Origin of the sequence: Blastochloris viridis, from assembly GCF_001402875.1 — a bacterium.
Classification (GTDB): Bacteria; Pseudomonadota; Alphaproteobacteria; order Rhizobiales; family Xanthobacteraceae; genus Blastochloris; species Blastochloris viridis.
Window position 1 is genome coordinate 2833857 of sequence record NZ_CP012946.1, and the last position, 26078, is coordinate 2859934.

Genomic DNA, 26078 nt, shown 5'->3' on the forward strand with positions numbered 1-26078 from the left:
CGCGCCAACGCGCGGCGGTTCGGCTCAAGCCAGGGCGCGAGCGTGGAAATTGCGTTTCCGCGACCCCGTAAAAACCTGTTCAGACCGCGTATGTCCGACGAAAATCCGGCCTGATCGGCCGGATTTCGCATCACGGCTCCCGGCGAGGATCGCGCGCGCCGGCATAGATCGCGGTCAGCACCAGCGCGGTGCAGGCAAGAAGCGCGAACACGGTATGGTAGGCCGTCACCGGATAGGTGCCGCCGCTGGCGGGAAACAGGTCCATCACCACGCCGGTGAGCGCCTGCCACACGAACACCCCACCCATATTGGCAAGGTTCATCAAGGTGATACCGCGGCCGACCAAATGGAGCGGGAACAGCGACTTGCCGTGCGCCATCATCACCGGCGGAAATGCCGCGACCAGCCCGAAGGCGGCGAACCACACCATCAGTCCGGTGTCGGACAGTGGCCCGCTGGCGGCGAGAAACAGCAGCAAGGCCGCCGATCCGATGGTGCCGAGCATGGTCGGCACCCGGTAGCTGCCGAACACCCGGTCGGAAAAGCCCCACAGGATCGAGCCGACGATCTGGGTTGCGGCAAGCAGCAGCAGCATGTTGCCGCGCTGGGCAAGCTCGAAGCCGTGGACGTGGGTGAGGTAGGGTCCGCCCCACAGCCCGAGCACGGTGGCGTACATGGCATAGCCGCTGGTGTGGAGCAGAAACAGCCGCCAGGCGTCCTTGGTTCGAATCGCCTGCGCCACCCCGGCGACGCTGTCCGCCAGCGACTCGCGCTTCGGCGCCACCCGCCGCCCCGGCGGATTGTCGCGCACCACCACCGCCACCAGTACCGCGGCCACCGCCACCAGCGCCGCGACGACGAGGAACGGGTTGCGCCACCCCACCGCCGCCGTTGCATAGGCCAGCGGCGCGGTCGCGATCACCGTGCCGAGATTGCCGACCCCGATCTGAATGCCAAGCAAGGTTGCGAAGCGATCCGGCGGAAACCAGCGGGCATAGAGCGCCAGCGGCGCCATCAGCAGCGCGGCACAGCCGAGCCCCATCAGCAGCCGCGCCACCAGCAACTCGGCAAAGCTGCCGGCAGTGGCGAACAGCAGCGCGCCCGCCACCGCCAGCGACACCGAGGCGAGAATGCAGGCCTTGGGACCGAAGCGGTCGAGCGCAATGCCGAGCGGCACCTGGGCGCCGGCGAACACCAGAAAGAACAGGCTCGACAACAATCCGATTTCGGAGGCGCTCAGCGTCAGCTCGCGCGCAAGATCGGGCGCGATGACGCCGACCGAATTGCGCAGGAACTGGCTTGCGACATAAATGCCGGCGCAGGTCGCCACCAGCGCGACAACGGTCAACACCGGCAGCCGCGCCATGCCGGTGTCAGGCCTGCCTTCGAGCAAGGAACGCCTCCCGTCGGGCCCGCAGGCCTGATATCATTGTCCGGCGGCTGCCGGTCACGGCAAAACCGCAGGAATTACCTTCCAACGCTCGGTTTCGGCATCGGCTTGCCGGCGGCCGGATGTCGGATCGCCCGGATGCTGGAATTCGCCCACCAGCGGGCAATTTCTGCATAACCGGTCCCGCCTGAAACGAAAACCGCCGTTCCGGCATTGCACCCGTGCGGCGGCACACCGCGCTACCGTAACCGATCCTGCATCGCTGCCGGCGCCCAGCGATTTCCCGCCACGCCATTGCGGCGGCGCGCAAGGCTTTCTATAGGGTCGCCATCATCGTTCGTGTCATCGGGAACCGATCCTTCATGCGCGCCGTCGATTTCGCCGCCTTCGTGGACGAACTCGCCACCGTTTCGGCGGCGGCGATTCTGCCGTTCTTTCGCACCGCCATCGGCATCGACGACAAGCGCAAGCAGGGTCAGTTCGATCCCGTCACCGACGCCGACCGCGCCGGCGAGGTGGCGATGCGCAGCCTGATCACGCGGACCTTTCCCGAGCACGGCATCCTCGGCGAGGAATTCGGCCGCGAGCGGGCCGACGCCACCTGGGTGTGGACGCTCGATCCCATCGACGGCACCAAATCCTTCATCGCCGGCATTCCGGCCTGGGGCACGCTGATCGGCCTGATGCGCGATGGCGTGCCTGTCTACGGCATGATGCACCAGCCCTTCGTCGGCGAGCGCTTCACCGGCGACGGCGCCGGCGCGCGGTATCGCGGCCCGGCCGGGCCGCGCGACCTGATGGTGCGGCCCTGCACCGAATTGTCGGATGCGGTGCTGTTCACCACCAGCCCGCGGCTGTTCGCCGACAGCGACCTCGAACGGTTCCAGCGCATCGAGCGCGAGGCCAAGCTGTCGCGCTACGGCGGCGATTGCTACGCCTACTGCATGGTGGCCGCCGGGCTGATCGACGTCGTGATCGAAACCGGGCTCGACGACCACGACATCGTGCCGCTGATCCCGATCATCGAGGGCGCCGGCGGCATCGTCACCAACTGGGAAGGCGGCACCGCCGCCAAGGGCGGCCGCGTCGTCGCCGCCGGCGACCGCCGCCTGCACGACAAGGTGCTGAAGATCCTGAACGCCTGATCGGGTTCCGGGATGATCCTTTGGTGATCTCCCGCCCCCGACGAAGGGAATTCTGGAGCTTTGTCCGGCCTGATTGCATCAGATCGGACGCTCTACGCTCCCGAGCCCGGCACGAAGGCGTCGAACGCCGCCCAGAACTGCTCGCGCACCGCGGTGCGCTCCTGCAGGATTTCGTGCCGCGCGCCCGGTATCACCAGCCCTGCCCCGCCAAGCAGCCGAATGGCGAAGCGGTCGGTCGCCAGGGTCGAGACCACCTCGTCATTGCCGGCCGCCACGATCAGGATCGGGTGGCGCAGCGTCGACGGATAGGCCGGATCGGCAAACTCCGCGGCGGCGCGGAACGCCTCGTCCACCCAGGCAACGGTCGGCGCGCCGAGGCCAAGGTCGGGGTGGAGTTCGATGATCTCGGCGTTGCGGGCGTAGCGGGCGGAGTCCGAGGTCAGCTTGTTGCCGTCGAACGGCCGCCGCATGACGTCGCCCGGCTTGCCGCCGGGGACCAGCAGACGCCCCAGGCCGAATGCCCGCAGCAGCCGCACCGTGCGCCACGCTGCGTCGTAGGCCGGCAGTCGGATGCGAATCATCGGCGACACCGCGACGGTGCGGTCGAACCAGCGCCGGCTATGCTTGGCGGCGCGAATCAGGATGGCGCCGCCCATCGAATGGGCCAGCGCGAAATAGGGCGGCGGGCAGTCCGGATAGACCACCTCGCGGATGAACACCTCGAGATCGAGCTCGTAGTCGTCGAACGCGCGCACGAAGCCCTTGCGCGGATCCTTCAGAAGGCGGTCGGAGCCGCCCTGGCCGCGCCAATCCAGCGTCGCCACTGCAAAGCCGCGGCGGCGCAAATCCGCGATGGTCTCGAAGTACTTTTCGGCCTGCTCGGTGCGGCCGCCGAACAGGCACACTGTGCCGCGGCAGGATTTGGTGGCAGGAAAGCGCGCAAAGCGCAGCCCGACGCCATCGCGCGCGACGATGCGGCCGCACACGGCGCCGCTCGGGACGGGATTGCTGGGGGTGGGGAAAAGTTCCATCGGCGGCCCGCTCCGGCGCCGCCGGATTGCCGACCGGCTTACACCATGCGGCGGCTGAGCCGCAACGACCGCACATGTATTTTCCGCAGCCAAAGCCCGCGGCAACGCGAATAGATAAGGACGGCAAACCAAAAACTTAAGCGGGCCGCCGCCAGTTCAGTCGGCGCGACCGTCGCCGCGCGAGGGTTCCTCCGGTCCGGCGCCATCGCGGAGGCGCTCGCGATGGCCGCCCTCTCTGGCGCCCCTACCCTCCCGGCCGGCCTTGGGCCCGAGCACGCGCACCCCCTCCACCACGCCTGAGAAGGCGTTGACCACCAGCCGAACCGCTTCGCCGCGGGGACCGCGCGCCTCCATCACATAATAGTCGCCGCGCCGGCGCAGTTCGCCGACCAGGGCCAGATTGCGAACCGACAGGATCGCCAGCACATCCTGCGGCGCCAGGGCGGCGCTGGAACGGGGAACCGGCACCCGAAACGGCGCATCGAGCGGCGACCGCAGCCGGTAGGGGACACGGGGCAGCCGGGGCACCACCGACGTGTCGCGATCGCGCAACAGGCGTTGCAACTCCGGCTGCGCAATCGACGCCGAGGGCGGCAGCGACAGCAGCAGCACTAGAAACGTCGCGAGCAGCCTTTCCATCATGATTCGGTCCGCCGTCCGGCGAAACGGCTGCTTTACCCTGCAGGCGCTGAACCCAGCCCGAGCCGGGCGTTCATCTGCGGTTCAGGCAGGCGCGACAGCGCCCCCGCACCCTTGCGAAGCCGCCGGCCGCTTCCCATTTCGAGGATGCACAGGCCTACGGGCTGTGCCGCCGGGACCGGCTCCAGAGCGGTCCGTCAGTCACCATGTCGCTCGTTAGATGAGGATATGCCATGCGCACCTTCGACCTGACCCCCCTCTATCGCTCCACCATCGGCTTCGACCGGCTGTTCTCGCTGCTCGACCAGACGGCGGGGGTGGAGACCACACCGTCCTATCCGCCCTACAATATTGAGCGGACTGGCGAAAATTCCTATCGCATCTCGATCGCGGTGGCAGGCTTCACCGACCAGGAACTCTCGATCGAGGCAAAGGAGCAGACGCTGACCGTCCGCGGCGACAAGCGTCCTGAGACGGCAAAGCCCGAGTTCATGTATCAGGGCATCGCCGCCCGCGCGTTCGAGCGCCGCTTCCAGCTCGCCGACCACGTCACCGTCCAGGGTGCCCGGCTTGAGCACGGCCTGCTCCACATCGACCTCGTCCGTGTGATTCCGGAGGCAGCCAAGCCGCGCATCGTGCCGATCGCGACCAGCGCCAAAGGCATCGAGGCCAAGACGGTGGACGGCGCCGAGAAGGTCGCCGCCTGATGGTTCGGTTGATCACGTCGTGATCCCACCCCCCCCCAACAACGTCAGCGTCCGGGAATTCCCGGGCGCTTTTTGTTGGTGGTCGGATCAGCCGTCGTTACCCAACTGCGGTGAAGCAGCACTCGCCTCGCCGCCGCGTATCACTCGAAGCCCTGGACCGGCGGGAATGCCACCGCCGGATTGGGCTTTTTCGCCGCCGGTTTTGCCGGGGTGTCCTCGGCAGCCGGACGCCGCTGCGCCCAGATCGGACGGCTGGAGTCGGTGGCGCTCGCCGCCGGCTTGGCGGTTTCCGGCGCTTTCGCCGCCTCAGGTGCCTTGGCCGCGGTCGCCGGCTTGGCCGGGTCGGCCGGCTTTGTTGCAGACTTGGCGGGCTCTGGCGGCTTGGCCGCAGCCTTGGCCGCTGGGGCGACTGCCGCCGGCTTGGCCACCTCCGAAGGCTTCGGCGCCTCGGCGGGCTTTGGTGCCTCCGAAGGCTTTGACGCCTGCAACGGTTTCGGCAGCTCGACCGGCCGGACGGCCGGCGACGGCTCGGCCGGTTCCGACGGTTTGGCGGCCTCGGGCGGCTTCACCGTCTCCGACGGCTTGGCCGCCTCGGCCGGCGTGACCGGACCAGGCGCCAGCGGCAGGCTGGCCTCGGGCACGGCAGCGGGCGCGGCGGTCTTTGGCCGGCTGGGCTGTTCGGCCGGCGTGCGCGAGGCCTGGCTCGGCCGCGAGCGCTTCACCGGCGGCTCGTCGCCATCACGCGGATCGACCACCACCCCGAGCGCCTCACGCTCCAGAATGCGCCCGGATTCCGAATCCACCACCAGCGCGATGCGCCAGCCCCGCCGGTCGGTGGCATTGACCTCGTAGACCGACCCGGCCATCCGCGGCCGCGAAATCCGCGTATAGCCCATCGAGCGCAGCATGGTCTCGATCTCCCAGGGCGGCAGCTCGGCCTGGAAGCGCCGACCGGGGATCGCCGCCGGCGGCACCGGGCGGCCGTACTCCGGGCCCCAGGGCCGGTAATAATAGCCTTGCGCGAAGGCCGGGCCGCCAACCGAAAGCAGCGCGACCGCGATCGCGGCAATACGCGCTGGTCCGAGGAAAACAACCATGGAACGAGCGCCTCCACGGCGCGATTGTAAGGTACCCCTGTGGAAAGATCAGCCACTCAATTGAGGCGGGCCTAGGACCAATTCGCGAAGGAGATCCTCAGAGTCAAATACCGCATCTGGCACCGATGGATAGCCACCGCGGTGTTATGTACGGTCGATCCGGTGGCGCCGGGCTGTGGACGAGGCTGCGTTTGAGCCCACCAAGTCTTGTGCCATCTTCGCGGTAATGGCATTGCGTCGCGTCGACACCGGCCGTACGTTCATTGCGCGTCTGCGACGTTTTGCGAAACGGAACCGTGTTTTTTCGCACAAACGGGCCCCCGCGCGCCCTTGTGTCGAAAGATCGGTTCTGGCATGTTCGCCGTTTGATATAGGACAGTCCTACTGTCCCTTTCGAACCACCCGGCGACGCGGGCAGACATCGGTGGACCGGCACCCCGCCGAGCACGACCGGCGGCCGGCGATCACCGCGGTCAATGACAACGGGAATTTCGTTTCGCCTTTGGGCGGAACCAGATGCGTCGAGTTCTGACGCGAGCGAGGATGAGTTATGGGCGCGCACGACCTGCGGAGCAGCACTGAGCGGCAGATCGATCCGGAGTGCGGCGCCACCAAAGCGCTGGTCGTCCGCGACCCTGGTCTGCCCAAGCCGGTCGGCCTTTACGATCCGGGCCTTGAGCGCGATGCCTGTGGCGTCGGCTTCATCGCCAACATCAAGGGCCTGAAGTCGCACCAGATCGTCAAGGACGCATTGCAGATCCTGGTCAATCTGGAGCATCGCGGCGCGGTCGGCGCCGATCCGCGCGCCGGCGACGGCGCCGGCATCCTGATCCAGACTCCTGACAAGTTCTTCCGCAAGAAGGCCGCCAAGCTCGGCATCGACCTGCCGCCGCAGGGCGAGTATGCCGTCGGCTACTTCTTCATGCCCGTGGACCGCGAGGGCCGCGCCAAGGTGCAGGAGATCGTCACCCGCGTCCTCACCGAGGAGGGCCTTACCCTGCTCGGCTGGCGCGACGTGCCGACCGACAACCGCTGCCTCGGCGAGAGCGTCAAGCCGACCGAGCCGCACCACGCCCAGCTGTTCGTGGGCCGCGCCCGCGACGTCACCACCGAAGACGATTTCGAGCGGCGGCTGTTCGTCGCCCGCAAGGTGGTGTCGAACGCGGTCTACAACATGAAGGACCCGCGCACCGCGGGCTATTACCCGGTGTCGCTGTCGTGCCGCACCATCGTCTACAAGGGCATGTTCCTGGCCGACCAGCTCGGCGCCTACTATCCGGACCTCCACGACGAGGACATGGAGTCGGCGCTGGCGCTGGTGCACCAGCGCTTCTCGACCAACACCTTCCCGGCGTGGTCGCTGGCGCACCCCTATCGGATGATCGCCCACAACGGCGAGATCAACACCCTGCGCGGCAACGTCAACTGGATGGCGGCGCGGCAAGCTTCGGTCGATTCCGAGCTGTTCGGCAACGATATTTCCAAGCTGTGGCCGATCTCCTACGAGGGCCAATCGGACACCGCCTGCTTCGACAACGCGCTCGAATTCCTGGTGATGGGCGGCTACTCGCTGCCCCACGCCATGATGATGCTGATCCCGGAAGCGTGGGCCGGCAACCCGCTGATGAACGAGGAGCGCCGCGCCTTCTATGAGTATCACGCCGCGTTGATGGAGCCGTGGGACGGCCCGGCGGCGGTGGCATTCACCGATGGCCGCATGATCGGCGCCACCCTCGATCGCAACGGCCTGCGGCCGGCGCGCTTCCTGGTCACCAACGACGACCGCATCATCATGGCGTCCGAATCCGGCGTGCTGCCGGTGCCGGAAGAGACCATCGTCCAGAAGTGGCGGCTGCAGCCCGGCAAGATGCTGCTGGTCGATATCGCGCAGGGCCGCATCGTCGCCGACGACGAGATCAAGAGCATGCTCTCCGCCGCCAATCCGTACAAGGAATGGCTGGGGCGCACGCAGATCGTGCTGGAGGATCTGAAGCCGGTTCAGGTGGGCGACCAGCGCACCGACGTCTCGCTGCTCGATCGACAACAGGCGTTCGGCTACACCCAGGAGGATCTCCAGATCCTGATGGAGCCGATGGCCGTCACCGGCCAGGAGGCGGTCGGCTCGATGGGCAACGACACGCCGATCTCGGCGCTGTCGGACCGCTCCAAGCCGCTGTTCACCTACTTCAAGCAGAACTTCGCCCAGGTCACCAACCCGCCGATCGACCCGATCCGCGAAGAGCTGGTGATGAGCTTGGTCTCGTTCATCGGACCCCGGCCGAACATCTTCGACCTTGAGGGCTCCTCGCGCCGCAAGCGGCTCGAAGTGCGCCAGCCGATCCTCACCAACGAGGACCTCGAGAAGATCCGCTGCATCGGCGTCCTCGAAGACAAGTTCGACACCAAGACCATCGACATCACCTACCCCGCCGACAAGGGCGCGGCCGGGATGGACGGCGCGCTGGAGCGGCTGTGCGACCGTGTCGAGGCCGCCGTGCACGGCGGCTACAACATCGTCATCCTGTCCGACCGCCAGACCGGGCCGGATCGCATTCCGATCCCGTCGCTGCTCGCCACCGCGGCGGTGCATCACCACCTGATCCGCAAGGGGCTGCGCACCTCGGCCGGCCTGGTGGTCGAGACCGCCGAGCCGCGCGAGGTGCACCATTTCGCCTGCCTGGCCGGCTTTGGCGCCGAAGCGATCAACCCCTACCTCGCCTTCGACACGCTGATCGCCATGAAGGACAGCTTCCCCGAGGAGCTGTCCGACAAGGAGATCGTCAAGCGCTACATCAAGTCGATCGACAAGGGCCTGCTCAAGGTGATGTCCAAGATGGGCATCTCGACCTACCAGTCCTATTGCGGCGCGCAGATCTTCGACGCGGTCGGGCTCAAATCCGAGTTCGTCGCCAAGTACTTCACCGGCACCGCCACCCGCATCGAGGGCGTCGGCCTCGCCGAGGTCGCCGACGAGGCCGTGCGGCTCCACACCCGCGCCTTCGGCAACGACCCGGTGCTGACCGGCGCGCTCGACGTCGGCGGCGAATACGCCTTCCGCAACCGCGGCGAGGCCCACGTCTGGACCTTCGATACCGTTTCGCTGCTCCAGCACGCGGTGCGCGGCAACTCCCAGGACAAGTACCGCGCGTTCGCCAAGGCGATCAACGAGCAGAACGAGCGGCTGCTCACCATCCGCGGCCTGTTCCGCCTGCGCGGCGCCGAGGAGGTCGGCCGCCGTCCGGTACCGGTCGAGGAGGTCGAGCCGACCAGCGAGATCGTCAAGCGCTTCGCCACCGGTGCGATGTCGTACGGCTCGATTTCGCGCGAGGCCCACACCACGCTCGCCATCGCCATGAACCGCATCGGCGGCAAGTCGAACACCGGCGAAGGCGGCGAGGAGCCGGACCGCTTCAAGCCGCTGCCGAACGGCGACTCGATGCGCTCGGCGATCAAGCAGGTGGCGTCCGGCCGCTTCGGCGTGACCGCGGAGTACCTCGTCAACGCCGACATGATCCAGATCAAGATGGCGCAGGGTGCCAAGCCCGGCGAAGGCGGACAGCTGCCCGGCCACAAGGTCGACGCGGTGATCGCCAAGGTGCGCCACTCGACTCCGGGCGTCGGCCTGATCTCGCCGCCGCCACACCACGACATCTATTCGATCGAGGATCTGGCGCAGCTGATCTTCGACCTCAAGAACACCAACCCCACCGCCGACATCTCGGTGAAGCTGGTGTCGGAGGTCGGCGTCGGCACCGTCGCCGCGGGCGTCTCCAAGGCGCGCGCCGACCACGTCACCATCTCCGGCTTCGAGGGCGGCACCGGCGCTTCGCCGCTGACCTCGATCAAGCACGCCGGCTCACCGTGGGAGATCGGTCTGGCCGAGACCCACCAGACCCTGGTGATGAACCGGCTGCGCGGCCGCATCGCGGTGCAGGTCGACGGCGGCCTGCGCACCGGGCGCGACGTGGTGATCGGCGCCCTGCTCGGCGCCGACGAGTTCGGCTTCGCCACCGCGCCCTTGATCGCGGCCGGCTGCATCATGATGCGCAAGTGCCACCTCAACACCTGCCCGGTTGGCGTCGCCACCCAGGATCCGGTGCTGCGCAAGCGCTTCCGCGGCACGCCCGAGCACGTCATCAACTATTTCTTCTTCGTCGCGGAAGAAGTCCGCGAGTTGATGGCCCAGCTCGGCTACCGCACCTTCAGCGAGATGATCGGCCAGATGCAGATGCTCGACCGCCGCGCGGTGATCGAGCACGCCAAGGCCAAGGGGCTCGACTTCTCCAAGCTGTTCCACAAGCCCGACGCCGGCAAGGACGTCGCGATCCACCGCACCGAGAGCCAGGACCACAAGCTCGGCAACGTGCTGGATCGCGAGCTGATCGTGCATGCGAACGCCGCGCTCGATCGCGGTGCACCGGTGAAGGTCGACCTCGCGGTGAGGAACACCGACCGCTCGGTCGGTGCCATGCTGTCGGGCGAGGTGTCCAAGCGCTACGGCCACGCCGGCCTGCCGGCCGACACCATCCAGATCAAGCTTACCGGCACCGCCGGCCAGAGCTTCGGCGCCTTCCTGGCGCACGGCGTGTCGCTGGAGCTGGAGGGTGAGGCCAACGACTATGTCGGCAAGGGTCTGTCGGGCGGCCGCATCGTGGTCTACCCGGCGCGCAAGGCGAAACTGCTGACGCCGGAGAACTCGATCATCGTCGGCAACACCGTGCTCTACGGCGCCATCGAGGGCGAGTGCTACTTCCGCGGCGTCGCCGGTGAGCGCTTCGCGGTGCGCAACTCCGGCGCCGTCGCGGTGGTCGAGGGTGCGGGCGACCATTGCTGCGAATACATGACCGGCGGCGTCGTGGTGGTGCTCGGCAGCACCGGCCGCAACTTCGCGGCCGGCATGTCGGGCGGCATCGCCTACGTGCTCGACGAGGACGGCTCGTTCGCGGCCCGCTGCAACATGGCAATGGTCGAGCTGGAGCCGGTGCGGGAGGAGGAGGAAATGATCGCCCTCCACTACCACCAGTCCGGCGGCGACCTGACCGCCCACGGCCGGGTGGACGTGATGAGCGACATGACCCGCTTCGACGCCGAACGGCTCTACCAGCTCATCGCCAACCACGCGCGCTATACCGGCTCGGCCCGCGCCGAGGCGATCCTCGCCAGCTGGGCCGAGATGCTGCCGAAATTCCGCAAGGTGATGCCGACCGAGTACAAGCGCGCGCTCGCCGAGCTCGCCAAGGAAAAGGAAGCCGCCCAGCAGGCGGCGGAGTGATGAGGTGAACCGCCGGCGACCTCTTCATGCGCAAAGGCGCGGTTGCTGCAAGCTGCGCCGTGCCGTTGGTCTCGATCCGATCAATGGCACGGCCGGATGTACCGCCCTCGTTCCGAAGCATGATTCCGTTGTGCTGGTGCGACTTCCCATTCGATCTATGTGAGCGTGAATAGCCGTGGGCAAGATCACAGGTTTCCTTGAATTCGACCGCCAGGACCGCCGCTATGCGCCGGCCAGCGATCGCATCCGCCATTTCCGCGAGTTCGTGATTCCGCTGTCGGAAGAAGCGACGCGCAACCAGGCGGCGCGCTGCATGAACTGCGGCATCCCGTTCTGCCATTCCGGCTGTCCGGTGAACAACCAGATCCCGGACTGGAATGACCTCGTCTACAAGGAGGATTGGCGGGAGGCGCTGCGCAACCTGCACTCCACCAACAATTTTCCGGAGTTCACCGGCCGGGTGTGCCCGGCGCCGTGCGAAGCGGCGTGCACGCTCAACCTCAATGACGCTCCGGTGACGATCAAGACCATCGAATGCGCGATCGTCGACCGCGGCTGGCAGGAAGGCTGGATCCAGCCCGAGCCGGCGCCGGCCAAGACCGGCAAAAGCATCGGCGTCGTCGGCGCCGGACCGGCGGGCCTCGCCTGCGCCCAGCAACTCGCCCGCGCCGGGCACGACGTCCACGTCTATGAGCGCGCAGCCAGGGCCGGCGGCCTGCTCCGCTACGGCATTCCCGACTTCAAGCTGGAGAAGCACCTCATCGAACGCCGCGTCGCCCAGATGGAAGGCGAAGGCGTGGTGTTCCACTACAATTGCGAGGTCGGCGTCAGCGTGCCGCCCAACCAGCTGAAGAGCCGCCACCACGCGCTGGTGCTGGCCGGCGGCGCCGAGAAGCCGCGCGACCTGCCGATTCCGGGCCGCGAGCTGGCCGGCATCCATTTCGCCATGGACTTCCTGCCGCAGCAGAACCGCCGCCTCGGCCACGAGGCGATCCCGTCCACCAACATGCCGGCCATTCTGGCCGGCGGCAAACACGTCATCGTCATCGGTGGCGGCGACACCGGCTCGGACTGCATCGGCACCTCGGTGCGCCAGGGCGCGCTCTCGGTCACCCAGCTCGAGATCATGCCGCGGCCGCCGGAGAAGGAGAACAAGCTGCTGACGTGGCCGAACTGGCCGCTCAAGCTGCGCACCTCCTCCAGCCACGAGGAAGGCGCCGAGCGCGAGTTCTCGGTGATGACCACCAAGTTCACCGGCTCCAAGAACGGCCAAGTCGAGAAGCTGCACTGCATGCGGCTCGACGACAAGATGCAGCCGGTCCCCGGCTCCGAGTTCGAGCTTCGCGCCGACCTCGTGCTGCTGGCGATGGGCTTCGTCTCGCCGATCTTCGAGGGCCTGCTGGAATGGACCGGCGTTGCCCTCGACAAGCGCGGCAACGTCCACGCCGACACCACCGACTACCGCACCAGCGTCGACAAGGTGTTCGCCTGCGGCGACATGCGGCGCGGCCAGTCGCTGGTGGTGTGGGCGATCCGCGAAGGGCGCCAGTGCGCCCACTCGGTCGACAAGTCCCTGATGGGCGCAACCATGCTGCCGCGCTGAGGCGGTTCGCCTGCCGCTTGCACTCGTCGTCGTCCCGGCCGAAGCCAAGCTTCGCGCCGGGACCGTTCTGGAAATTGACGCTTCATAACCGAGGGAAGCAGGCCGTCCGCCGCCCGGGACGTTTTGCGTTCGCGGGTCGATCCGGGCCAGCGTCAGGGCGTCTGCCAGGTCGGAATGGGCTGCCGGTTGCGGCCAAGGCAGCGAACTTCCGTCAGGCTCCAAGCCTCGCAGTCGACGGACACGGTCATGCCGGCAATATTATAAGCCGGCAGATTGCGTCGGAGCGGCTTTGTCATGTCGCCCTGTTTCCAGCCGGCGAGGCGCCGGTCCTGGAAGTAAAAAAAGTCGAGGTAGGTGAACAGGCCGAAGAAACGTCGATAGATCAGCATATCGATGGGCCCTTTGTCCGTCGGAACCCGCGCATGGTAAGGCCGCGCAGGTTCATTCAACGCAACCGTGGCGAACAAGCTCATGCCCGGAGCCGCCTTGCCCAATCGAACTTGAGCAAGATCGCCGGCAGAAAGCAGCTTGCGTGATGCAATCTCTGCCTCAAGGCGGGCAAGACCTTGGGGATCGTCTGCCTCTCCGCGCTTGAATTCATGCATGAACTGAAGAACGAGCTCGATGTCCTCTCTGCTTTCCTGCCCGGCGGTCTGAGCCGCCGCAGCGTTGACAAGCCCTAGGGAAGCAAGGAAGGTTGCGAGCACAGCCAAGCGCATCCAGGGATCTCCTCGATTGGATTCGTTGATTTATTTTACGCGCAGGCGCGTCCTGCAGTCTGCAGTCGTCCTGCCGGGGGCCTCAATTGCAGCATGTTCGACGGCACCAAGGGGTGCCGGGCTCTCCGCTGTAATGGAAGAGGAGCACCAAAACGTCATGCTGCGTGCGACGGTGGCGGCGGTCATCGGCGCGGCCGCGGGCTATGCTATCGCAAAGCAGACGCGCAGCGACCCTCGGCTCGGCGCCATGATTGGTGCGTTCGCCGGCGGCGGCATTGTTCTCCTCGCCGAGACCTACGGCAAGTCCTTGCTGGAGCAGAACAGCGGGTACGCCCTGGGCGCTGCGCGCCAGCTCAACTCGGACCTGGATTATGATATTGTGCACCAACAGCAACGTGAAATCGCCTTGCGCGAGCAGCACGCGACGGTGCGGAGCGTCATTGCGCAGAACAAGAACAGTCTTGTTGCCAACTCGACGCGGCTGATGGACCTTACACAGGTGCTGGAGCGCGAGGACCGGGAGTTCCGGGACATCTACAAGCCAGCGCCCGCCGTCTACACCCAGACCGTTGCCTTCGTCACGGCGAAGGGCACCCAGACGCCGTCTGATACGCCCGCCGTGAAGAGTGAAGTAAGCAGAATCAACGCCAGCATTAGCAAGCTGGAAAAAGCCAATGCCACCGTCATGGAAGAAATTGTCCGCACGGCCACGTTGCTGAAAGATCAGGGTATATATCATAAATTATGACCAGCGATCAAACCAGCTTCCCTGCTCCCGGGCCGCACTCAAATCGCTTCAAAGGGTGGGTAAAAAAGGCTATCGGAGGATTTTCGTTGGCGGCTATCCTGGGAGGTGCTGTGAGCGGCGTCTGGCAGGATCAGCTTCCGTCGCTGAAGGCTGAGACGGTCAAGTGGTGGTGCGATTTTGACATGCATTATACTGCCGCCTCGAATTTAAGCGAGGAGGCGACCGACCTTCTCATCAAGAGGCACATTCCCGAAGGTATGGCCAAGCACGCGGAAGCCTACGTGCATTACAAGAAGCTGGCCGATTGTGGGCTGGCGGAAGGTTATCTCGGGGTTGGCTTGGCTTATTGCCACGGCTACTCTGTCGAAAAGCGTCCCGATATTGGCCGGAAATACCTGCGGATGGCCGCCGCAGAAAACAAGGAATACGCCATTATTGCAGAACAGGACCGATTCTGCTCGGGCCCGGCGCCGGCTCTACCTTCTTCACGGAGGCCATGACACGGGCACGGAGCTCGTGTTGTTTTAATATTACTCCAGGGCGGCCGATCAGCGTGCCGCCTTGCCGGGTTCGGCCGGCACCGGTGGGGCTGGCGCTGCGGCCCCCGCCGGCCAAACGAAATCGTCGGCCCGGCCGGCGACCGTGGGAGCCGGCTCACCCTTCAGCAGAACCTGCGTCACCGCCGGATCGCTGGCCTGGAGGCCGGAGCGGGCCGGATTTGCGCCGGCCAGCGGTCCGGACGGCCCAGCCACGCCCACCAGTGGCACCACCGGCCCCGCCACCGGCCGCGGCGGCTGTTGGGGCGCCTGCTCGCGGGCCGACGGCGTGCCGGACGGCGCCGACGGCGCCGGCTGGTCGTCCGCCGGCGGCGGCGTGGTTTCCGGAATGCGCTGATTGAGCAGCACGCGGATGTCGCGCTCGACGAAATGGGCGAGCTTGCGGGCACCGGCACGGCTGAAGGCGATGCCGTCCGACGCGCGCAGGCGCCGGGTTTGGCCGTCGAGCGCCGGACCTGAGGTGACGAACTGGCCGTTCTCGTCGACGAAGCCATCCCACACGTCGACGAACGGCACGCCGGCCCGCGCCGCCCGCTCGCGGATGATCTCGTTGTAGTACTGCATATCCTGGGACAGCCGCGTGCTCTTCATCGCCGGCAGGCCGACCCAGAACAGCGGGATGTTCTTCGCCTTGAACTTGGCCATCAGTTCGTCGATGCGGCGCGTATAGATCTGAACCCAGCGCTCCGTGCGCGGCTCGAAGGTGCCGGTCTCGTCCTTGGCCGACTGGCGTTCGTTGACGCCGAGCATCACCACGCCAACGGTGACCTTCTCGCTGCCCAGCAGTTCCTCGGCGGCCTTGACCCAGTCGATGCCGTCGTCGCGGATCAGGCTGGAACTTCCCCTCGCCTTCTTGATGACGGCAACCTCGGGCATGTCCTGCACAAACGAATCGGCGAGGCCCTGGGCAAGCGGGCCGGCCAGCGCATCCCCCAGCACGGCGATGTATTCGAGCGCCGGGGTCTCGCGCTCCTCGTCCGCCTCCTGGGATGAGGCGTAGGTGTCGCCTTCCGGTTCCTTGGTCGACGAGTCGAGCGGTCCGGCCTGCCGGCTCGGTGCGTCGAGCATCATCGGCGGCGACACGTTCGTGCGTGGCACATAGCTGCGCTCGGTGCGGAACGGATCGCGCAAGGTGAAATAGCGGTCGTCGCGATCCTGGGCGGCGCCCGGCAGCGCGGCCGTCAGCCACGCTGCGAAGCCCAAGACCAGCAGACCAGCCCAGCGCACCCGATTCATGGCGACCTCCTGTCGGTCCGCCAGTCGTGCCGGCTTTTGCCGGCTGATTCAAGGCGCCGCGGCGCCCGCCCACCGCGGTCAACGCTTGAGATGGGACAGCACCTCGGTGGTGGCAAAGCCGTCGGGCACCAAGCCGAGCTGAGCCTGAACCTGCCGCAGCGCAGTGCGGGTCTTGCCGCCGATCTTGCCGTCGGGCTGGCCGATGTCGAAACCGTAGCCGAGCAGCAGCATCTGCAATTCGAACCGCTCGTTGCGCGACAGCAGCTGTGCGTCCCGCGGCCACGCCTGCACAAACGGTCCGCCGCCGCGCATGCGGTCGGCAAGGTGGCCGATCGCCAGCGCGTAGGCCTCAGCGGGATTGTAACGCATGATGACCCGGAAGTTCTCCAGCATCAGGAAGGCGGGGCCGCGCGACCCGGCTGGAATCAGCAGGAAGGCCTGATCGCCCGAGCGTGGAAACGGCAGTCCGTTCGCCCGCTGCGCGCCGAGCCGGCTCCACTCGCCGAGGCTGAGGCGGCGGTTGCGGTCGGCAAGCAGGTAGTCAAACCCCGGCGGCAGCACCACCTCATAGCCCCAGGTCTGGCCGGTCATCCACTTCTCCGCCCGGAAGCGGTTGGCGGTCGAGGCGAGCGCATCGGGCACGGAGTCGACCAGATTGGCGTGGCCGTCGCCGTCGAAATCGACCGCGTAACGGACGTAACCGGTCGGCATAAACTGGGTCATGCCGAAGGCGCCGGCCCACGAGCCGCGCATGTGGTCGGGCGGCACGTCGCCGCGCTGCAGGATCAGCACCGCCGCCAGGAACTCATCCTGGAAATAGGCCTGCCGGCGGCCGATGCAGGCGAGCGAGGCGGTCGAGCGCACCACGTCGCGCCCGCCCATGCCGTCGCGGGTGCCGAAATTGGATTCGATGCCCCAGATCGCAGTGAGAAGATGGCGGTCGACGCCCCACTGCCGCTCGATGGCGTCGAACACCGGCTTGTACTGCGCCAGCATCTCGCGGCCCTTGCGGATGCGGGTCTCGGTTACAAGCGAATCGACGTACCACCAGATCGGGCGCTCGAACTCCGGCTGCCCGTCCATGAGCTTGAACAGGCTCATGTCGGGCGTGGTCGCCCGCACCACCGCCTCAAAGGTCTGGCGGTTGATGCCGCGGCGCTGGGCCGCCGGCCATAGCCCGGCCAGGCAATTGGAGAAATTGGCTTCGGCCTCGGCCAGCGCCTCCGGCGTCATCAGCGGATGGCTGGCCCTGGGCTGGGCGGGAATCGAGGACGTGATGTCCTGGGCGTAGGCCGTTGCGCTCCACAGGGCGGCAACGGCGAGCGTGGCGAGGCGAGCGCACGACGGCATGGCGGATCCTCTCCAGCGACCGGCTGAGGTGACCCTGCAAGCGTGGCGGCCTATCGTAAAGCCATCGTTAACGCGGCAACCGTCGCGTCTGAACACGTTCGATACCCAGCCCGATCGGCGACAGAGGTATCACGTTGCGCGGCGCTCGGCCAGCCGCCGCTCCCACGCCAGCGCCTGGCCGACGATGGCGGTCAGGTCGTCGAACGCCGGCCGCCAGCCGATCTCGGCGCGAATACGGTCGGCGCCGGCGACGATCGCCGCCGGATCGCCCGGCCGGCGCGGCGCCAGCGTCACCGGAAAATCGACACCGGAGACGCGCTTCACCGTCTCGATCACCTCCAGCACCGAATAGCCGCGGCCATAGCCGCAGTTCAGGGTGAGGTTACCGCCGCCGCGGCGGAGGTGGCGCAGCGCGTCGAGATGGGCAGCGACCAGGTCGCTGACCTGGATGTAGTCGCGCACGCCGGTGCCATCTGGGGTCGGAAAGTCGGTTCCGAACACCGAAACACCCGGCCTGAGCCCCAGCGCCGCCTCGCAGCCGACCTTGATCAGGTGGGTGGCGTTCGGCGTCGACTGGCCGGAGCGGCCCTCCGGATCGGCGCCGGCGACGTTGAAATAGCGCAGCACCACGTAGCCGAGGCCGTGGGCCCGCGCCGCGTCGGCCAGCATCAGCTCGCTCATCAGCTTAGAGTTGCCGTAGGGCGATTCGGGGTGCGGCCGGGCGTCCTCGGTGACCGGATTGCGCTCGGGCGTGCCGTACACCGCCGCGGTCGAGGAAAAGATGAGGTGCTTGACCCCGCCGGCCACCGCGGCTGCGAACAGCGCCCGCGTCTTCACGGTGTTGGCGAGGTAGTAGCCGAGCGGATCGGCCACCGAGTCCGGCACCACGATCTTCGCTGCGAAATGGGCGATGGCATCGACGCCGCGCGCCTGGATGACGCGGCCGACCAGCGCCTGGTCGGAGGCGTCGCCGACGATCAGCTCGGCGTTGGGGTGGACCGCCCAGCGAAAACCGTTGGAGAGGTCGTCCAGCACCACCACCCGCTCGCCGGCGTCGATCAGGGCGAGCACCATGTGGCTGCCGATATAGCCGGCACCGCCGGTCACCAGAACGGTCATGCGGTCACTCCGAGCTTTGCGGCCAGGCCCCGGAGCCGCGCCGCGGATCGGCGGGAATATCGCGAAACCTTAGTCGATGTTCAAATACACGCCACCATTTCTCCCACATTTATCGGAAGATGCCGCTGCTCGCGACAGTCAGGGCGCCGCGCGGGCCGACCGTTTCTCGCCCGCCGCATGCACCATGACCCTTCCCATTCGTAAAGCCGTATTCCCGGTCGCGGGGCTCGGCACCCGCTTTCTGCCGGCGACGAAAGCAATGCCCAAGGAAATGCTCACCGTGGTCGACCGGCCGGTGATCCAGCACGTCGCCGACGAGGCCCGCGAGGCGGGGGTGGAGCACTTCATCTTCGTCACCGGCCGCAACAAGGGCGTCATCGAGGACCATTTCGACCGCCAATACGAGCTGGAGGACACCCTGTCCGACCGCGGCAAGCGCGGCGAGCTCGATGCGCTGTCGCGCGACCAGCCCGGCCCCGGCACCACCAGCTTCACCCGCCAGCAGAGCCCGCTCGGCCTCGGCCACGCGGTGTGGTGCGCCCGCGAGCTGGTCGGCAAGGAACCGTTCGCGCTGTTGCTGCCGGACATGCTCCACCACGGCCGGGTGCCGTGCCTGAAAGGCATGATCGACGCCTACAAGAAACAGCCGGGCAATTACGTCGCAGTCTACGAAGTGCCGCAGAGCCAAGCCCACCAGTACGGCATTGTTGGCGTCGAGAACGCCAGCGCCCGCGTCTCCAAGATCACCAAGATGATCGAGAAGCCGCCGTCCGGATCGGCACCGTCGAACCTTGCCATCTCCGGGCGCTACATCCTAAATTCCGAAATCTTCGAACTCCTGGCGACGCAGAGCCGCGGCGCCGGTGGCGAGATCCAGCTCACCGACGCCATGATCAAGCTGGCCGAAACGCAGCCGTTCTATGCCTACACCTTCGATGGCCGCATCTATGACTGCGGCTCGAAGGTCGGCTTCCTGGTTGCAAACGTCGCTTATGCCCTAGCGCGCGACGACATCGCCCCGGCCTTCCGGCAGGAGCTGGCCACGCTGCTGACCGATTGAACCCGATTGCCGAGCCCAAGCACGTTCCGCGGGCATTAAACCGCTTTTGCGAAACACCTACGCTAAAATAAAATCCTAGATTGCCCGCTCTGACGCGGTCAGATCGGCCGACGTTCTCACCGACCACAATGATGCGGCGCCGTTCGGTCGGCGCCGCGCTCGCCCGGCCGGATCGTTCGGTCCGGCCGGACCGCGCGCCCCGAACCAGGATCAGTCCATGCCCATGCTTTCCGGCTTTGATCTTTTCGTCCTGATCTTCGTCGTCCTCATCGTCCTCACGCTGTTCGCCGGCGTGAAGACGGTGCCGCAGGGCTACGAGTGGACCGTGGTCCGCTTCAACAAGTACACCCGCACCCTGTCGCCCGGTCTGAGCGTGATCGTTCCGTTCATCGATCGCATCGGCAGCAAGGTGAACATGATGGAACAGGTGATGGACGTCCCCTCCCAGGAGGTCATCACCAAGGACAACGCCACCATCACCGTCGACGGCGTCGCGTTCTACCAGGTGTTCGACGCGGCAAGGTCGAGCTACGAGGTCGCCAACCTCACCAGCGCCATCCTCAACCTCACCACCACCAATATTCGCACGGTGATGGGCTCGATGGACCTCGACCAGCTCCTGTCGCACCGCGACGAGATCAACGAGCGACTGCTGCACGTGGTCGACGCTGCGGCGGCCAATTGGGGCCTCAAGGTCAATCGCATCGAGATCAAGGATATCGTGCCGCCGGCCGATCTGGTCGAGGCGATGGGCCGCCAGATGAAGGCCGAGCGCGTCAAGCGCGCGCTGGTGCTGGAGGCCGAGGGCCAGCGCCAGTCCGAGATTCTGCGGGCGGAGGGCGCCAAGCAGTCGCAGATCCTGGAGGCGGAGGGCCGCCGCGAAGCCGCCTTCCGCGACGCCGAGGCGCGCGAGCGCCTCGCCGAGGCCGAGGCGGTGGCCACCAGGATGGTGTCGGAGGCGGTCGCCCAGGGCGACCTCAACGCCCTCAATTACTTCATCGCCGACAAGTATGTTAAGGCGTTGGAATCGCTTGCCTCCGCGCCGAACCAGCGCGTGCTGGTGCTGCCGGTCGAGGCGACCGCGATCCTGGGATCGCTGGCCGGGGTGTCGGAGCTGTTCACGTCGGCCCAGGCCGCCAGGGACAGCCGGGCGGCGGCGCCGGCGCGGTCGACCGGCCCCACGGTCGGCGGCGGCGGATCGCTGGTTCCTTCCTCGTGAGGTTGCCATGTCTGCGTTCTCGGCTCTCGGCGTCTGGATCTGGTTTATCCTCGGTCTGGTGCTGCTTGGCGCCGAGGTGGCGCTGCCCGGCTTCTTCATGCTGTGGCTCGGGGTTGCCGCCCTCGCCACCGGGCTGATCACGCTCGCACTCGGCCTGCCCTGGCAGGCCGAGTTCATTGTGTTCGGCGTGCTGTCGGTGGCGGCGCTGGTGGTGTGGCTGCGGCTGGCCAAGCAGGCGTCGGAGGCCCCCGCCGACAACCCGTTCCTCAATCGGAGAGCCGCCGGCTATGTCGGCCGCGAGTTCCTGCTGGAGGAGGCGATCGTGCGCGGCGCCGGCCGGGTGCGAATCGACGACAGCGTGTGGCGGCTCGCCGGCCCGGACCTTCCGGCCGGCAGCCGGGTTCGCGTCACCCGCGCCGACGGCGGCTTGCTGCACGTCGAGGCGACGGGAGGATGAGGGCGCGCGGACGGCTTGAGCTGAAAGAGGTCTCGTCTTCCCGGACGGAAGCGGAGCTTCCGAGCCGGGACCGTCAGCACAAACCGGCGCCTTGTCTTGCAAACGGCCCCGGATCGCGCGGCTCGCCGCTTGTCCGGGGCGACGAGCCGAATCCGGTGCCTCACGCCAGCCCGGAGCGCAGGATGTCGTGCAGGTGCAGGATGCCGACCGGGCGGCGATCGGCCACCGCGAACAGCGCGGTGATCTTCTTGGTTTCCATCAGCTCCAGCGCCTCGGCGGCGAGCTGGTCCGGCCGTGTGGTCTTCGGCCCCCGCGTCATCACCTGATCGACCGAGCGCGCCATCAGATCGGTCGCCATGTGGCGGCGCAGGTCGCCGTCGGTGACGATGCCGAGCAGCTCACCCTCCGCCCCGGCGATGCCGACGCAGCCGAACCCCTTGGCCGACATCGTCAGGATCGCTTCGGACATCAAGGTTCCGGCCGCGACCAGCGGCACCGCCTCGCCGGTGTGCATGAGATCGCGCACGAAGCGCAGATTGGCGCCGAGCTTGCCGCCCGGGTGGAACACCTTGAAATCGAGCGGGGTGAAGCCGCGCCCTTCCAGCAGCGCCACCGCCAGCGCGTCGCCGAGCGAGAGCTGCAGCACGGTGGAGGAGGTCGGCGCCAGCCCCATCGGGCAGGCTTCGGTGACCTTGGGCAGGGCCAGCACCACGTCGGCCGCCCGCCCCAGCGTGCTGTCGGCGCTGGAGGTGATGGCGACCAGCGGCACCCGGAACCGGCGCGAATAGTCGACGAGGTCGCGCAGCTCGGTGGTCTCGCCCGACCACGACAGCGCCAGGATGACGTCGGTGCGGCCGATCATGCCGAGGTCGCCGTGGCTGGCCTCGCCGGGATGGACGAAATGGGCCGGCGTGCCGGTGGAGGCGAAGGTCGAGGCGATCTTGCGGCCGACGTGGCCGCTCTTGCCCATGCCGGTGACGATGACGCGGCCCTCGGCGGCGAGAATGATATCGACCGCCGCGGCGAACGCCGCCCCGAGCTCGCCATCCAGCGCCTGGCTGAGCGCCACCAGCCCGTTCGCCTCGGTTTCCACGGTGCGCCGCGCCGCCGCGACCCGCACCCGTGCCTCGATCGTCGGATCGCTGGCCGGTACCGTCATAATTCCTGATCGCTCCGCCTTGAGTGATACGGTTTTTCGGATGATCCCGCTGTGATCCCAGGACACCCCGCGCCGGAATATCCTTGATTGGACACGGATTTTCGGCAACCGACCACGAAAACCCCGGCCTGATCGGCCCGATTTCGTATGAACGAACCTCTTAGCACGCGACCGCCACCGCCTCCACCCCGCCGGACTCTCGTACGCCCACCGGCGCCAGCGGAAAGATGCCGTTAACCGAACCGGTTGTAGGTTTGTTAACCATCCCGGAGCCGGTTGCCCGTGCGACGCACTCGTTCTGCCCTGTCATGCCTCGCCGCGCTCGGTGCGCTGGCGTCGACCTGCAGTCCGCTGCAGGCGCAGGAATTGCGCGTGCCCGGGCTGGCCGATCCGAGCCTTTTCCCCGCGGGCACCGAGGAGGCAGCGGCCGAGGGCCGGCAGCCGCCGAACCGGCCGCGGCTGCGCCCCTCGATCGACGCCGACGCGCCGGGCGGCACGACCGCCGCGGCCCGGTCCGGCCCCGGCACCACCGGCTCGTCCTCAACCGGGCGGACCCCGCCGGCGGCGCGCCGGGTGCCCGAGCCGCTGCTGCCTGGCGGGCGGCCGCAACGGCCGAACTGGCGCCAGAACGCGCGGGCCTACGACGCGGCGATCCAGGCTGCCGACGGCCGCCGCGACCGCGTCGAAGCCGCCCGCAACGACGTGCTCAGAGTGTCGCCGATCGAGACCACCGAGCCGTTCGACCCGGTCGGCATCCGCGTCGGCAGCTTTGTGCTGCGGCCCGCGTTCGACTCCGTGCTCGGCTACGACGACAACCCGCTGCGTGTCGCCACCGGCCGCCGGCCCTCGCTGTTCCAGCGCTTCGGGGGCGCGATGTTGCTGCGCTCGGACTGGTCGCGCCACGCCCTCGATGCCGATATCCGGGGCTCCTACACCAAATATGACGACGTCAGCGGCAACAACCGGCCCGAGCTGGACGCCCGGCTGCGCGGCCGTGTCGACATCACCGAGCGGACGCGGACCGAGTTGGAGGGGCGCTACCTGCTCACCACCGAAAGCGCCGGCGACCCCGACGCGCCGACCGGCGCGGTGCGGCCGCCGCCGGTGATCACCATCGGCGGCACCGCCGGCCTGGTCCATAGCTGGAACCGGCTGGAGGTGGCGCTGCGCGGCGCCTTCGACCGCACCACCTACGACAACGCCAAGCTGCGCAACGGCAGCATCCTCGACCGCTCCGACCGCAATTACGACCAGCCGGCGGCAACGCTGCGCGTCGGCTACGACATCCGCCCCGGCCTCAGGCCGTTCGTCGAGGGCCGAATCGATTCGCGCAATTTCGAGCGCGAGGTCGATACCTCGGGCTACATTCGCCAATCGGACGGCCAGCAGATCAGGGCCGGCACCAGCTTCGAGGTGACGCGGACGCTGACCGGCGAAGCCGCCACCGGCTGGATCGTGCGGCGCTACGAGGACCCGCGGCTACCCGACATCTCCGGCCTTCTGATCGACGGCTCGCTGGTGTGGACGGCGAGCGGGCTGACCACGGTGCGCTTCATCGCAATCACCAGCATCGACGAAACCTCCTACGAGGACACCACCGGCGTGTTACGGCGCGACCTCGGCCTCAGCGTCGACCATGCCTTCCGGCGCTGGCTGATCGGCACCGCCCGGTTCGGCTGGGGCTTCGACGACTACGGTCAATCCGGCCGCCGCGACGACCGCTTCACGATGTCCGGCCTCATCACCGCCAAGCTGTCGCGGGACCTGTGGCTCACCGGCGAGGTGCGGCAGGAGCGGCTGTCGTCCAACGAACCGAGCAACGACTACACCGCCAACATCATGCTGGTCGGCCTCAGGCTCCAGCGCTGAGCGGCGGCTTGATATGAAATCGGGCTGATCATGCGGCTTCCGGTTGATCCGCCCGAAATGGCCGTTGGCCGGGGGGCGCATCTTTTCCCTCTCCCCTTGCGGGAGAGGGTGGCGAGGATGAGCGCAGCGAGATCCGAGCCGGATGAGGGGCATTTCAGCCTCTTCGGCGCAGGCCCCCCTAACCCGCCTCGCGATCTTTGCGATCGCTCGGCACCCTCTCCCGCAAGGGGAGAGGGAAGAAAGAGCCGAGCTGATCAACCGGAAACCGTATCAGTTGGCCACCGGAATTCCGACCCGCCGAACATGAAACCGCCGGTCGTTCCAGGCGAAGCGAAGCTGAGACTCCGAACCCATGATCGGCGACGGTTCCGGCAACGGCAGCGCGAGCGATGCCGCGCCGCTACGGGCGATGCGGCCAACCGCGAGCCTGGCGGATCATGGGTCCGATCGCGCGGCTTGGCCGCTTGTCCGGGACGACGGCGGGGACCTCCCCGCGATCAACCGCAAACGCGATGAAAACTCGGACGGCGGCTTGCGCTGCGGTGCGATCCGCCAGGCGCCCTTACCCTCGCCAGGGCTCGGCCCGACCGGCACGGCGGAAGAACCAGACGATGGCGGCCACGCCGAGGATCAGGCCGAGCCCTTCGAAGATCCGGGTGCCGATGTCGCCAAGCCCCAGCCAGCCGGCCATCGCCCAGCCGAAGGCGAGGCTGGCGCCCACCGTCTCGGAGCCGAGCAAAATCGCGGCGCTGGCGATGGTGACAAGAGTGGTCCAGCGGATGCGGCCCGGGGCGGTCGCGGTCTGCGACATCTTCGATGCTCCAACACTCAACGGTGAAGGTGGCGCCGGCAGTTGATGCCGAAAAGCTCCACCCACAGCGTCATTGCCTTTGGTCCGGCCGCTCCCGGCGTCGGCGCTGCGGCGCCGGGGGCAAACCACTCGGTGGCGCGGCCGCCGGGGCCGCCGGCCCTTCCGTTCGGCGCCACTGTGGCCCGCGCGGCGCGTCCGGGCAAGAGCGGCGCCGCATTGGACGGCGTCATCCCGCCTTCTTGAGCCGGACCAGCTTGAAGAAGCCGGCCGGGAAACAGTTCACCGGCTTGCCCACGGTGAAGTCGCCGCGCTTGTTGGCCCAGCTCTGCAGCCGAGAGTACTTGAAGGTCGAGCTCCAGCCGATCGCCTTGACCAGTGGCGCGATCCAGGCCTCGACCGCCGCCTGGGCGCCGCTGTCGGCGCCCAGCTTGGAAGCGATCACGATCTCGCCACCCGGCCGCAGCACCCGCGCCGCCTCGTCGAGCGCACCTTCCGGGTCCGGCACCAGCGTGATGACGAAGGGAAAGGCCACCGCGTCGAACCGCTGGTCGGGGAAGCCGAGCCGGCAGGCGTCCATGGCGGCGAGGCCGCGCACCTGCGACAGCCGCTGGCCGACCACCTTGGCGACCGCCTTCTGCAGCATCGGCTCCGACAGGTCGACGCCGACCACCCGCGCGGCCGGCGGGTAGTAGCGCAGAACGAGGCCGGTGCCGACGCCGACCTCCAGGATGTCGGGGCCGCAGGCGGAGGCAGCCGACGCCAGCTTCTGCTGCGAATCGGCAAGCAATTGCAGGTAGACGGAATCGTAAAACGCCGCCCACTTGGCATAAGCCTTTTTCTGGCCGGCGAGATCATAAGCAACGGTCACGGTCTTTTTCCGCAGGTTGATC

Annotated in this window: 21 protein-coding genes; 10 read left to right on the plus strand and 11 right to left on the minus strand. The window is 67.5% G+C overall.

Translation table 11 applies throughout. From position 1 onward, the window contains the following. Nucleotides 1–130 precede the first annotated feature (130 nt). On the minus strand, nt 131–1393 hold the full coding sequence (locus tag BVIR_RS12450; protein ID WP_145911972.1) for an MFS transporter: 1263 nt from the start codon (nt 1391–1393) through the stop codon (nt 131–133). Nucleotides 1394–1752: 359 nt separating this feature from the next. Here BVIR_RS12450 and hisN point away from each other — a divergent pair, with 359 nt between their 5' ends. Next, nucleotides 1753–2535 (plus strand): histidinol-phosphatase, encoded by a 783-nt coding sequence (hisN, locus tag BVIR_RS12455; protein ID WP_055037949.1) that lies wholly within the window; start codon nt 1753–1755, stop codon nt 2533–2535. Between the two features lie 92 nt (nt 2536–2627). Here the strand turns inward: hisN and BVIR_RS12460 are convergent, their stop codons facing one another. Together BVIR_RS12460 and BVIR_RS12465 are read right to left on the minus strand one after the other, a co-directional pair. Continuing rightward, nucleotides 2628–3566: an alpha/beta fold hydrolase gene (locus tag BVIR_RS12460; RefSeq protein WP_055037950.1), complete on the minus strand. Its 939-nt coding sequence runs from the start codon at nt 3564–3566 to the stop codon at nt 2628–2630. 156 nt (nt 3567–3722) lie between these two features. After that, a complete protein-coding gene (locus BVIR_RS12465) occupies nt 3723–4208 on the minus strand; it encodes a hypothetical protein (RefSeq protein ID WP_145911971.1) in 486 nt (161 codons plus the stop codon). 230 nt (nt 4209–4438) lie between these two features. On the opposite strand from BVIR_RS12465, the gene BVIR_RS12470 reads away from it, so the two are divergent. Beyond that, nucleotides 4439–4912 (plus strand): Hsp20 family protein, encoded by a 474-nt coding sequence (locus tag BVIR_RS12470; protein WP_055037952.1) that lies wholly within the window; start codon nt 4439–4441, stop codon nt 4910–4912. A 140-nt stretch (nt 4913–5052) separates the two neighbouring features. Here BVIR_RS12470 and BVIR_RS12475 read toward each other — a convergent pair whose 3' ends face one another. Then, nucleotides 5053–6009 (minus strand): PepSY domain-containing protein, encoded by a 957-nt coding sequence (locus BVIR_RS12475; RefSeq protein ID WP_055037953.1) that lies wholly within the window; start codon nt 6007–6009, stop codon nt 5053–5055. A gap of 550 nt (nt 6010–6559) precedes the next feature. Between BVIR_RS12475 and gltB the strand changes: the two genes are divergently transcribed. Together gltB and BVIR_RS12485 are read left to right on the plus strand one after the other, a co-directional pair. Then, on the plus strand, nt 6560–11281 hold the full coding sequence (gene gltB, locus BVIR_RS12480) for a glutamate synthase large subunit (protein ID WP_055037954.1): 4722 nt from the start codon (nt 6560–6562) through the stop codon (nt 11279–11281). A 175-nt stretch (nt 11282–11456) separates the two neighbouring features. Continuing rightward, on the plus strand, nt 11457–12884 hold the full coding sequence (locus BVIR_RS12485; RefSeq protein ID WP_055037955.1) for a glutamate synthase subunit beta: 1428 nt from the start codon (nt 11457–11459) through the stop codon (nt 12882–12884). A gap of 152 nt (nt 12885–13036) precedes the next feature. On the opposite strand, the gene BVIR_RS16935 is transcribed toward BVIR_RS12485, so the two are convergent. After that, entirely contained in the window at nt 13037–13603 is a 567-nt protein-coding gene (locus BVIR_RS16935) for a hypothetical protein (RefSeq protein WP_060832973.1), read from the minus strand. A 157-nt stretch (nt 13604–13760) separates the two neighbouring features. Here BVIR_RS16935 and BVIR_RS12495 point away from each other — a divergent pair, with 157 nt between their 5' ends. Together BVIR_RS12495 and BVIR_RS12500 are read left to right on the plus strand one after the other, a co-directional pair. Further along, a complete protein-coding gene (locus BVIR_RS12495; RefSeq protein WP_145911970.1) occupies nt 13761–14351 on the plus strand; it encodes a hypothetical protein in 591 nt (196 codons plus the stop codon). 86 nt (nt 14352–14437) lie between these two features. Continuing rightward, complete coding sequence (locus tag BVIR_RS12500) at nt 14438–14851, plus strand: SEL1-like repeat protein (protein ID WP_145911969.1); 414 nt, start codon at nt 14438–14440, stop codon at nt 14849–14851. A gap of 48 nt (nt 14852–14899) precedes the next feature. Here the strand turns inward: BVIR_RS12500 and BVIR_RS12505 are convergent, their stop codons facing one another. The 3 genes from BVIR_RS12505 to galE all read right to left on the minus strand — a co-directional run bounded on the left by BVIR_RS12505 (nt 14900) and on the right by galE (nt 18613). Beyond that, the gene (locus BVIR_RS12505; RefSeq protein WP_055037959.1) at nt 14900–16144 is read right to left on the minus strand and encodes an SGNH/GDSL hydrolase family protein; all 1245 of its coding nucleotides are present in this window, start codon (nt 16142–16144) and stop codon (nt 14900–14902) included. A gap of 78 nt (nt 16145–16222) precedes the next feature. Beyond that, nucleotides 16223–17494 (minus strand): lytic murein transglycosylase, encoded by a 1272-nt coding sequence (locus BVIR_RS12510; protein WP_055037960.1) that lies wholly within the window; start codon nt 17492–17494, stop codon nt 16223–16225. 129 nt (nt 17495–17623) lie between these two features. Beyond that, on the minus strand, nt 17624–18613 hold the full coding sequence (gene galE, locus BVIR_RS12515; RefSeq protein ID WP_055037961.1) for a UDP-glucose 4-epimerase GalE: 990 nt from the start codon (nt 18611–18613) through the stop codon (nt 17624–17626). A gap of 184 nt (nt 18614–18797) precedes the next feature. Between galE and galU the strand changes: the two genes are divergently transcribed. The 3 genes from galU (at nt 18798) to BVIR_RS12530 (ending at nt 21349) form a co-directional block, all read left to right on the plus strand. Beyond that, nucleotides 18798–19673, plus strand: coding sequence for a UTP--glucose-1-phosphate uridylyltransferase GalU (galU, locus tag BVIR_RS12520; protein ID WP_055037962.1), 876 nt, complete (start codon nt 18798–18800; stop codon nt 19671–19673). 217 nt (nt 19674–19890) lie between these two features. Beyond that, entirely contained in the window at nt 19891–20892 is a 1002-nt protein-coding gene (locus tag BVIR_RS12525) for an SPFH domain-containing protein (protein ID WP_082417106.1), read from the plus strand. Between the two features lie 7 nt (nt 20893–20899). Then, entirely contained in the window at nt 20900–21349 is a 450-nt protein-coding gene (locus BVIR_RS12530; protein ID WP_055037964.1) for an NfeD family protein, read from the plus strand. Between the two features lie 160 nt (nt 21350–21509). On the opposite strand, the gene BVIR_RS12535 is transcribed toward BVIR_RS12530, so the two are convergent. Continuing rightward, nucleotides 21510–22508, minus strand: coding sequence for a KpsF/GutQ family sugar-phosphate isomerase (locus tag BVIR_RS12535; protein WP_055037965.1), 999 nt, complete (start codon nt 22506–22508; stop codon nt 21510–21512). 282 nt (nt 22509–22790) lie between these two features. Here BVIR_RS12535 and BVIR_RS12540 point away from each other — a divergent pair, with 282 nt between their 5' ends. Then, nucleotides 22791–24377, plus strand: a complete 1587-nt coding sequence (locus BVIR_RS12540) for an outer membrane beta-barrel protein (RefSeq protein WP_169788610.1) — start codon at nt 22791–22793, stop codon at nt 24375–24377. 562 nt (nt 24378–24939) lie between these two features. Here the strand turns inward: BVIR_RS12540 and BVIR_RS12545 are convergent. Together BVIR_RS12545 and BVIR_RS12550 are read right to left on the minus strand one after the other, a co-directional pair. Continuing rightward, entirely contained in the window at nt 24940–25188 is a 249-nt protein-coding gene (locus BVIR_RS12545; protein WP_055037967.1) for a hypothetical protein, read from the minus strand. Nucleotides 25189–25414: 226 nt separating this feature from the next. Then, entirely contained in the window at nt 25415–26056 is a 642-nt protein-coding gene (locus BVIR_RS12550) for a class I SAM-dependent methyltransferase (protein WP_055037968.1), read from the minus strand. Nucleotides 26057–26078: the final 22 nt, after the last annotated feature.

What these genes read in the sequence shown, in the direction of transcription:
- BVIR_RS12470 (WP_055037952.1), top strand. Translation starts at nt 4,439, where the DNA reads ATGCGCACCTTCGACCTGACCCCCCTCTATCGCTCCACCATCGGCTTC.
- hisN (WP_055037949.1), top strand. Translation starts at nt 1,753, where the DNA reads ATGCGCGCCGTCGATTTCGCCGCCTTCGTGGACGAACTCGCCACCGTT.
- BVIR_RS16935 (WP_060832973.1), bottom strand. Translation starts at nt 13,603, where the DNA reads ATGCGCTTGGCTGTGCTCGCAACCTTCCTTGCTTCCCTAGGGCTTGTC.
- BVIR_RS12475 (WP_055037953.1), bottom strand. Translation starts at nt 6,009, where the DNA reads ATGGTTGTTTTCCTCGGACCAGCGCGTATTGCCGCGATCGCGGTCGCG.
- BVIR_RS12505 (WP_055037959.1), bottom strand. Translation starts at nt 16,144, where the DNA reads ATGAATCGGGTGCGCTGGGCTGGTCTGCTGGTCTTGGGCTTCGCAGCG.
- galU (WP_055037962.1), top strand. Translation starts at nt 18,798, where the DNA reads ATGACCCTTCCCATTCGTAAAGCCGTATTCCCGGTCGCGGGGCTCGGC.
- BVIR_RS12495 (WP_145911970.1), top strand. Translation starts at nt 13,761, where the DNA reads ATGCTGCGTGCGACGGTGGCGGCGGTCATCGGCGCGGCCGCGGGCTAT.
- BVIR_RS12545 (WP_055037967.1), bottom strand. Translation starts at nt 25,188, where the DNA reads ATGTCGCAGACCGCGACCGCCCCGGGCCGCATCCGCTGGACCACTCTT.
- BVIR_RS12460 (WP_055037950.1), bottom strand. Translation starts at nt 3,566, where the DNA reads ATGGAACTTTTCCCCACCCCCAGCAATCCCGTCCCGAGCGGCGCCGTG.
- gltB (WP_055037954.1), top strand. Translation starts at nt 6,560, where the DNA reads ATGGGCGCGCACGACCTGCGGAGCAGCACTGAGCGGCAGATCGATCCG.
- BVIR_RS12510 (WP_055037960.1), bottom strand. Translation starts at nt 17,494, where the DNA reads ATGCCGTCGTGCGCTCGCCTCGCCACGCTCGCCGTTGCCGCCCTGTGG.
- BVIR_RS12465 (WP_145911971.1), bottom strand. Translation starts at nt 4,208, where the DNA reads ATGATGGAAAGGCTGCTCGCGACGTTTCTAGTGCTGCTGCTGTCGCTG.
- BVIR_RS12535 (WP_055037965.1), bottom strand. Translation starts at nt 22,508, where the DNA reads ATGACGGTACCGGCCAGCGATCCGACGATCGAGGCACGGGTGCGGGTC.
- BVIR_RS12525 (WP_082417106.1), top strand. Translation starts at nt 19,891, where the DNA reads ATGCCCATGCTTTCCGGCTTTGATCTTTTCGTCCTGATCTTCGTCGTC.
- galE (WP_055037961.1), bottom strand. Translation starts at nt 18,613, where the DNA reads ATGACCGTTCTGGTGACCGGCGGTGCCGGCTATATCGGCAGCCACATG.
- BVIR_RS12530 (WP_055037964.1), top strand. Translation starts at nt 20,900, where the DNA reads ATGTCTGCGTTCTCGGCTCTCGGCGTCTGGATCTGGTTTATCCTCGGT.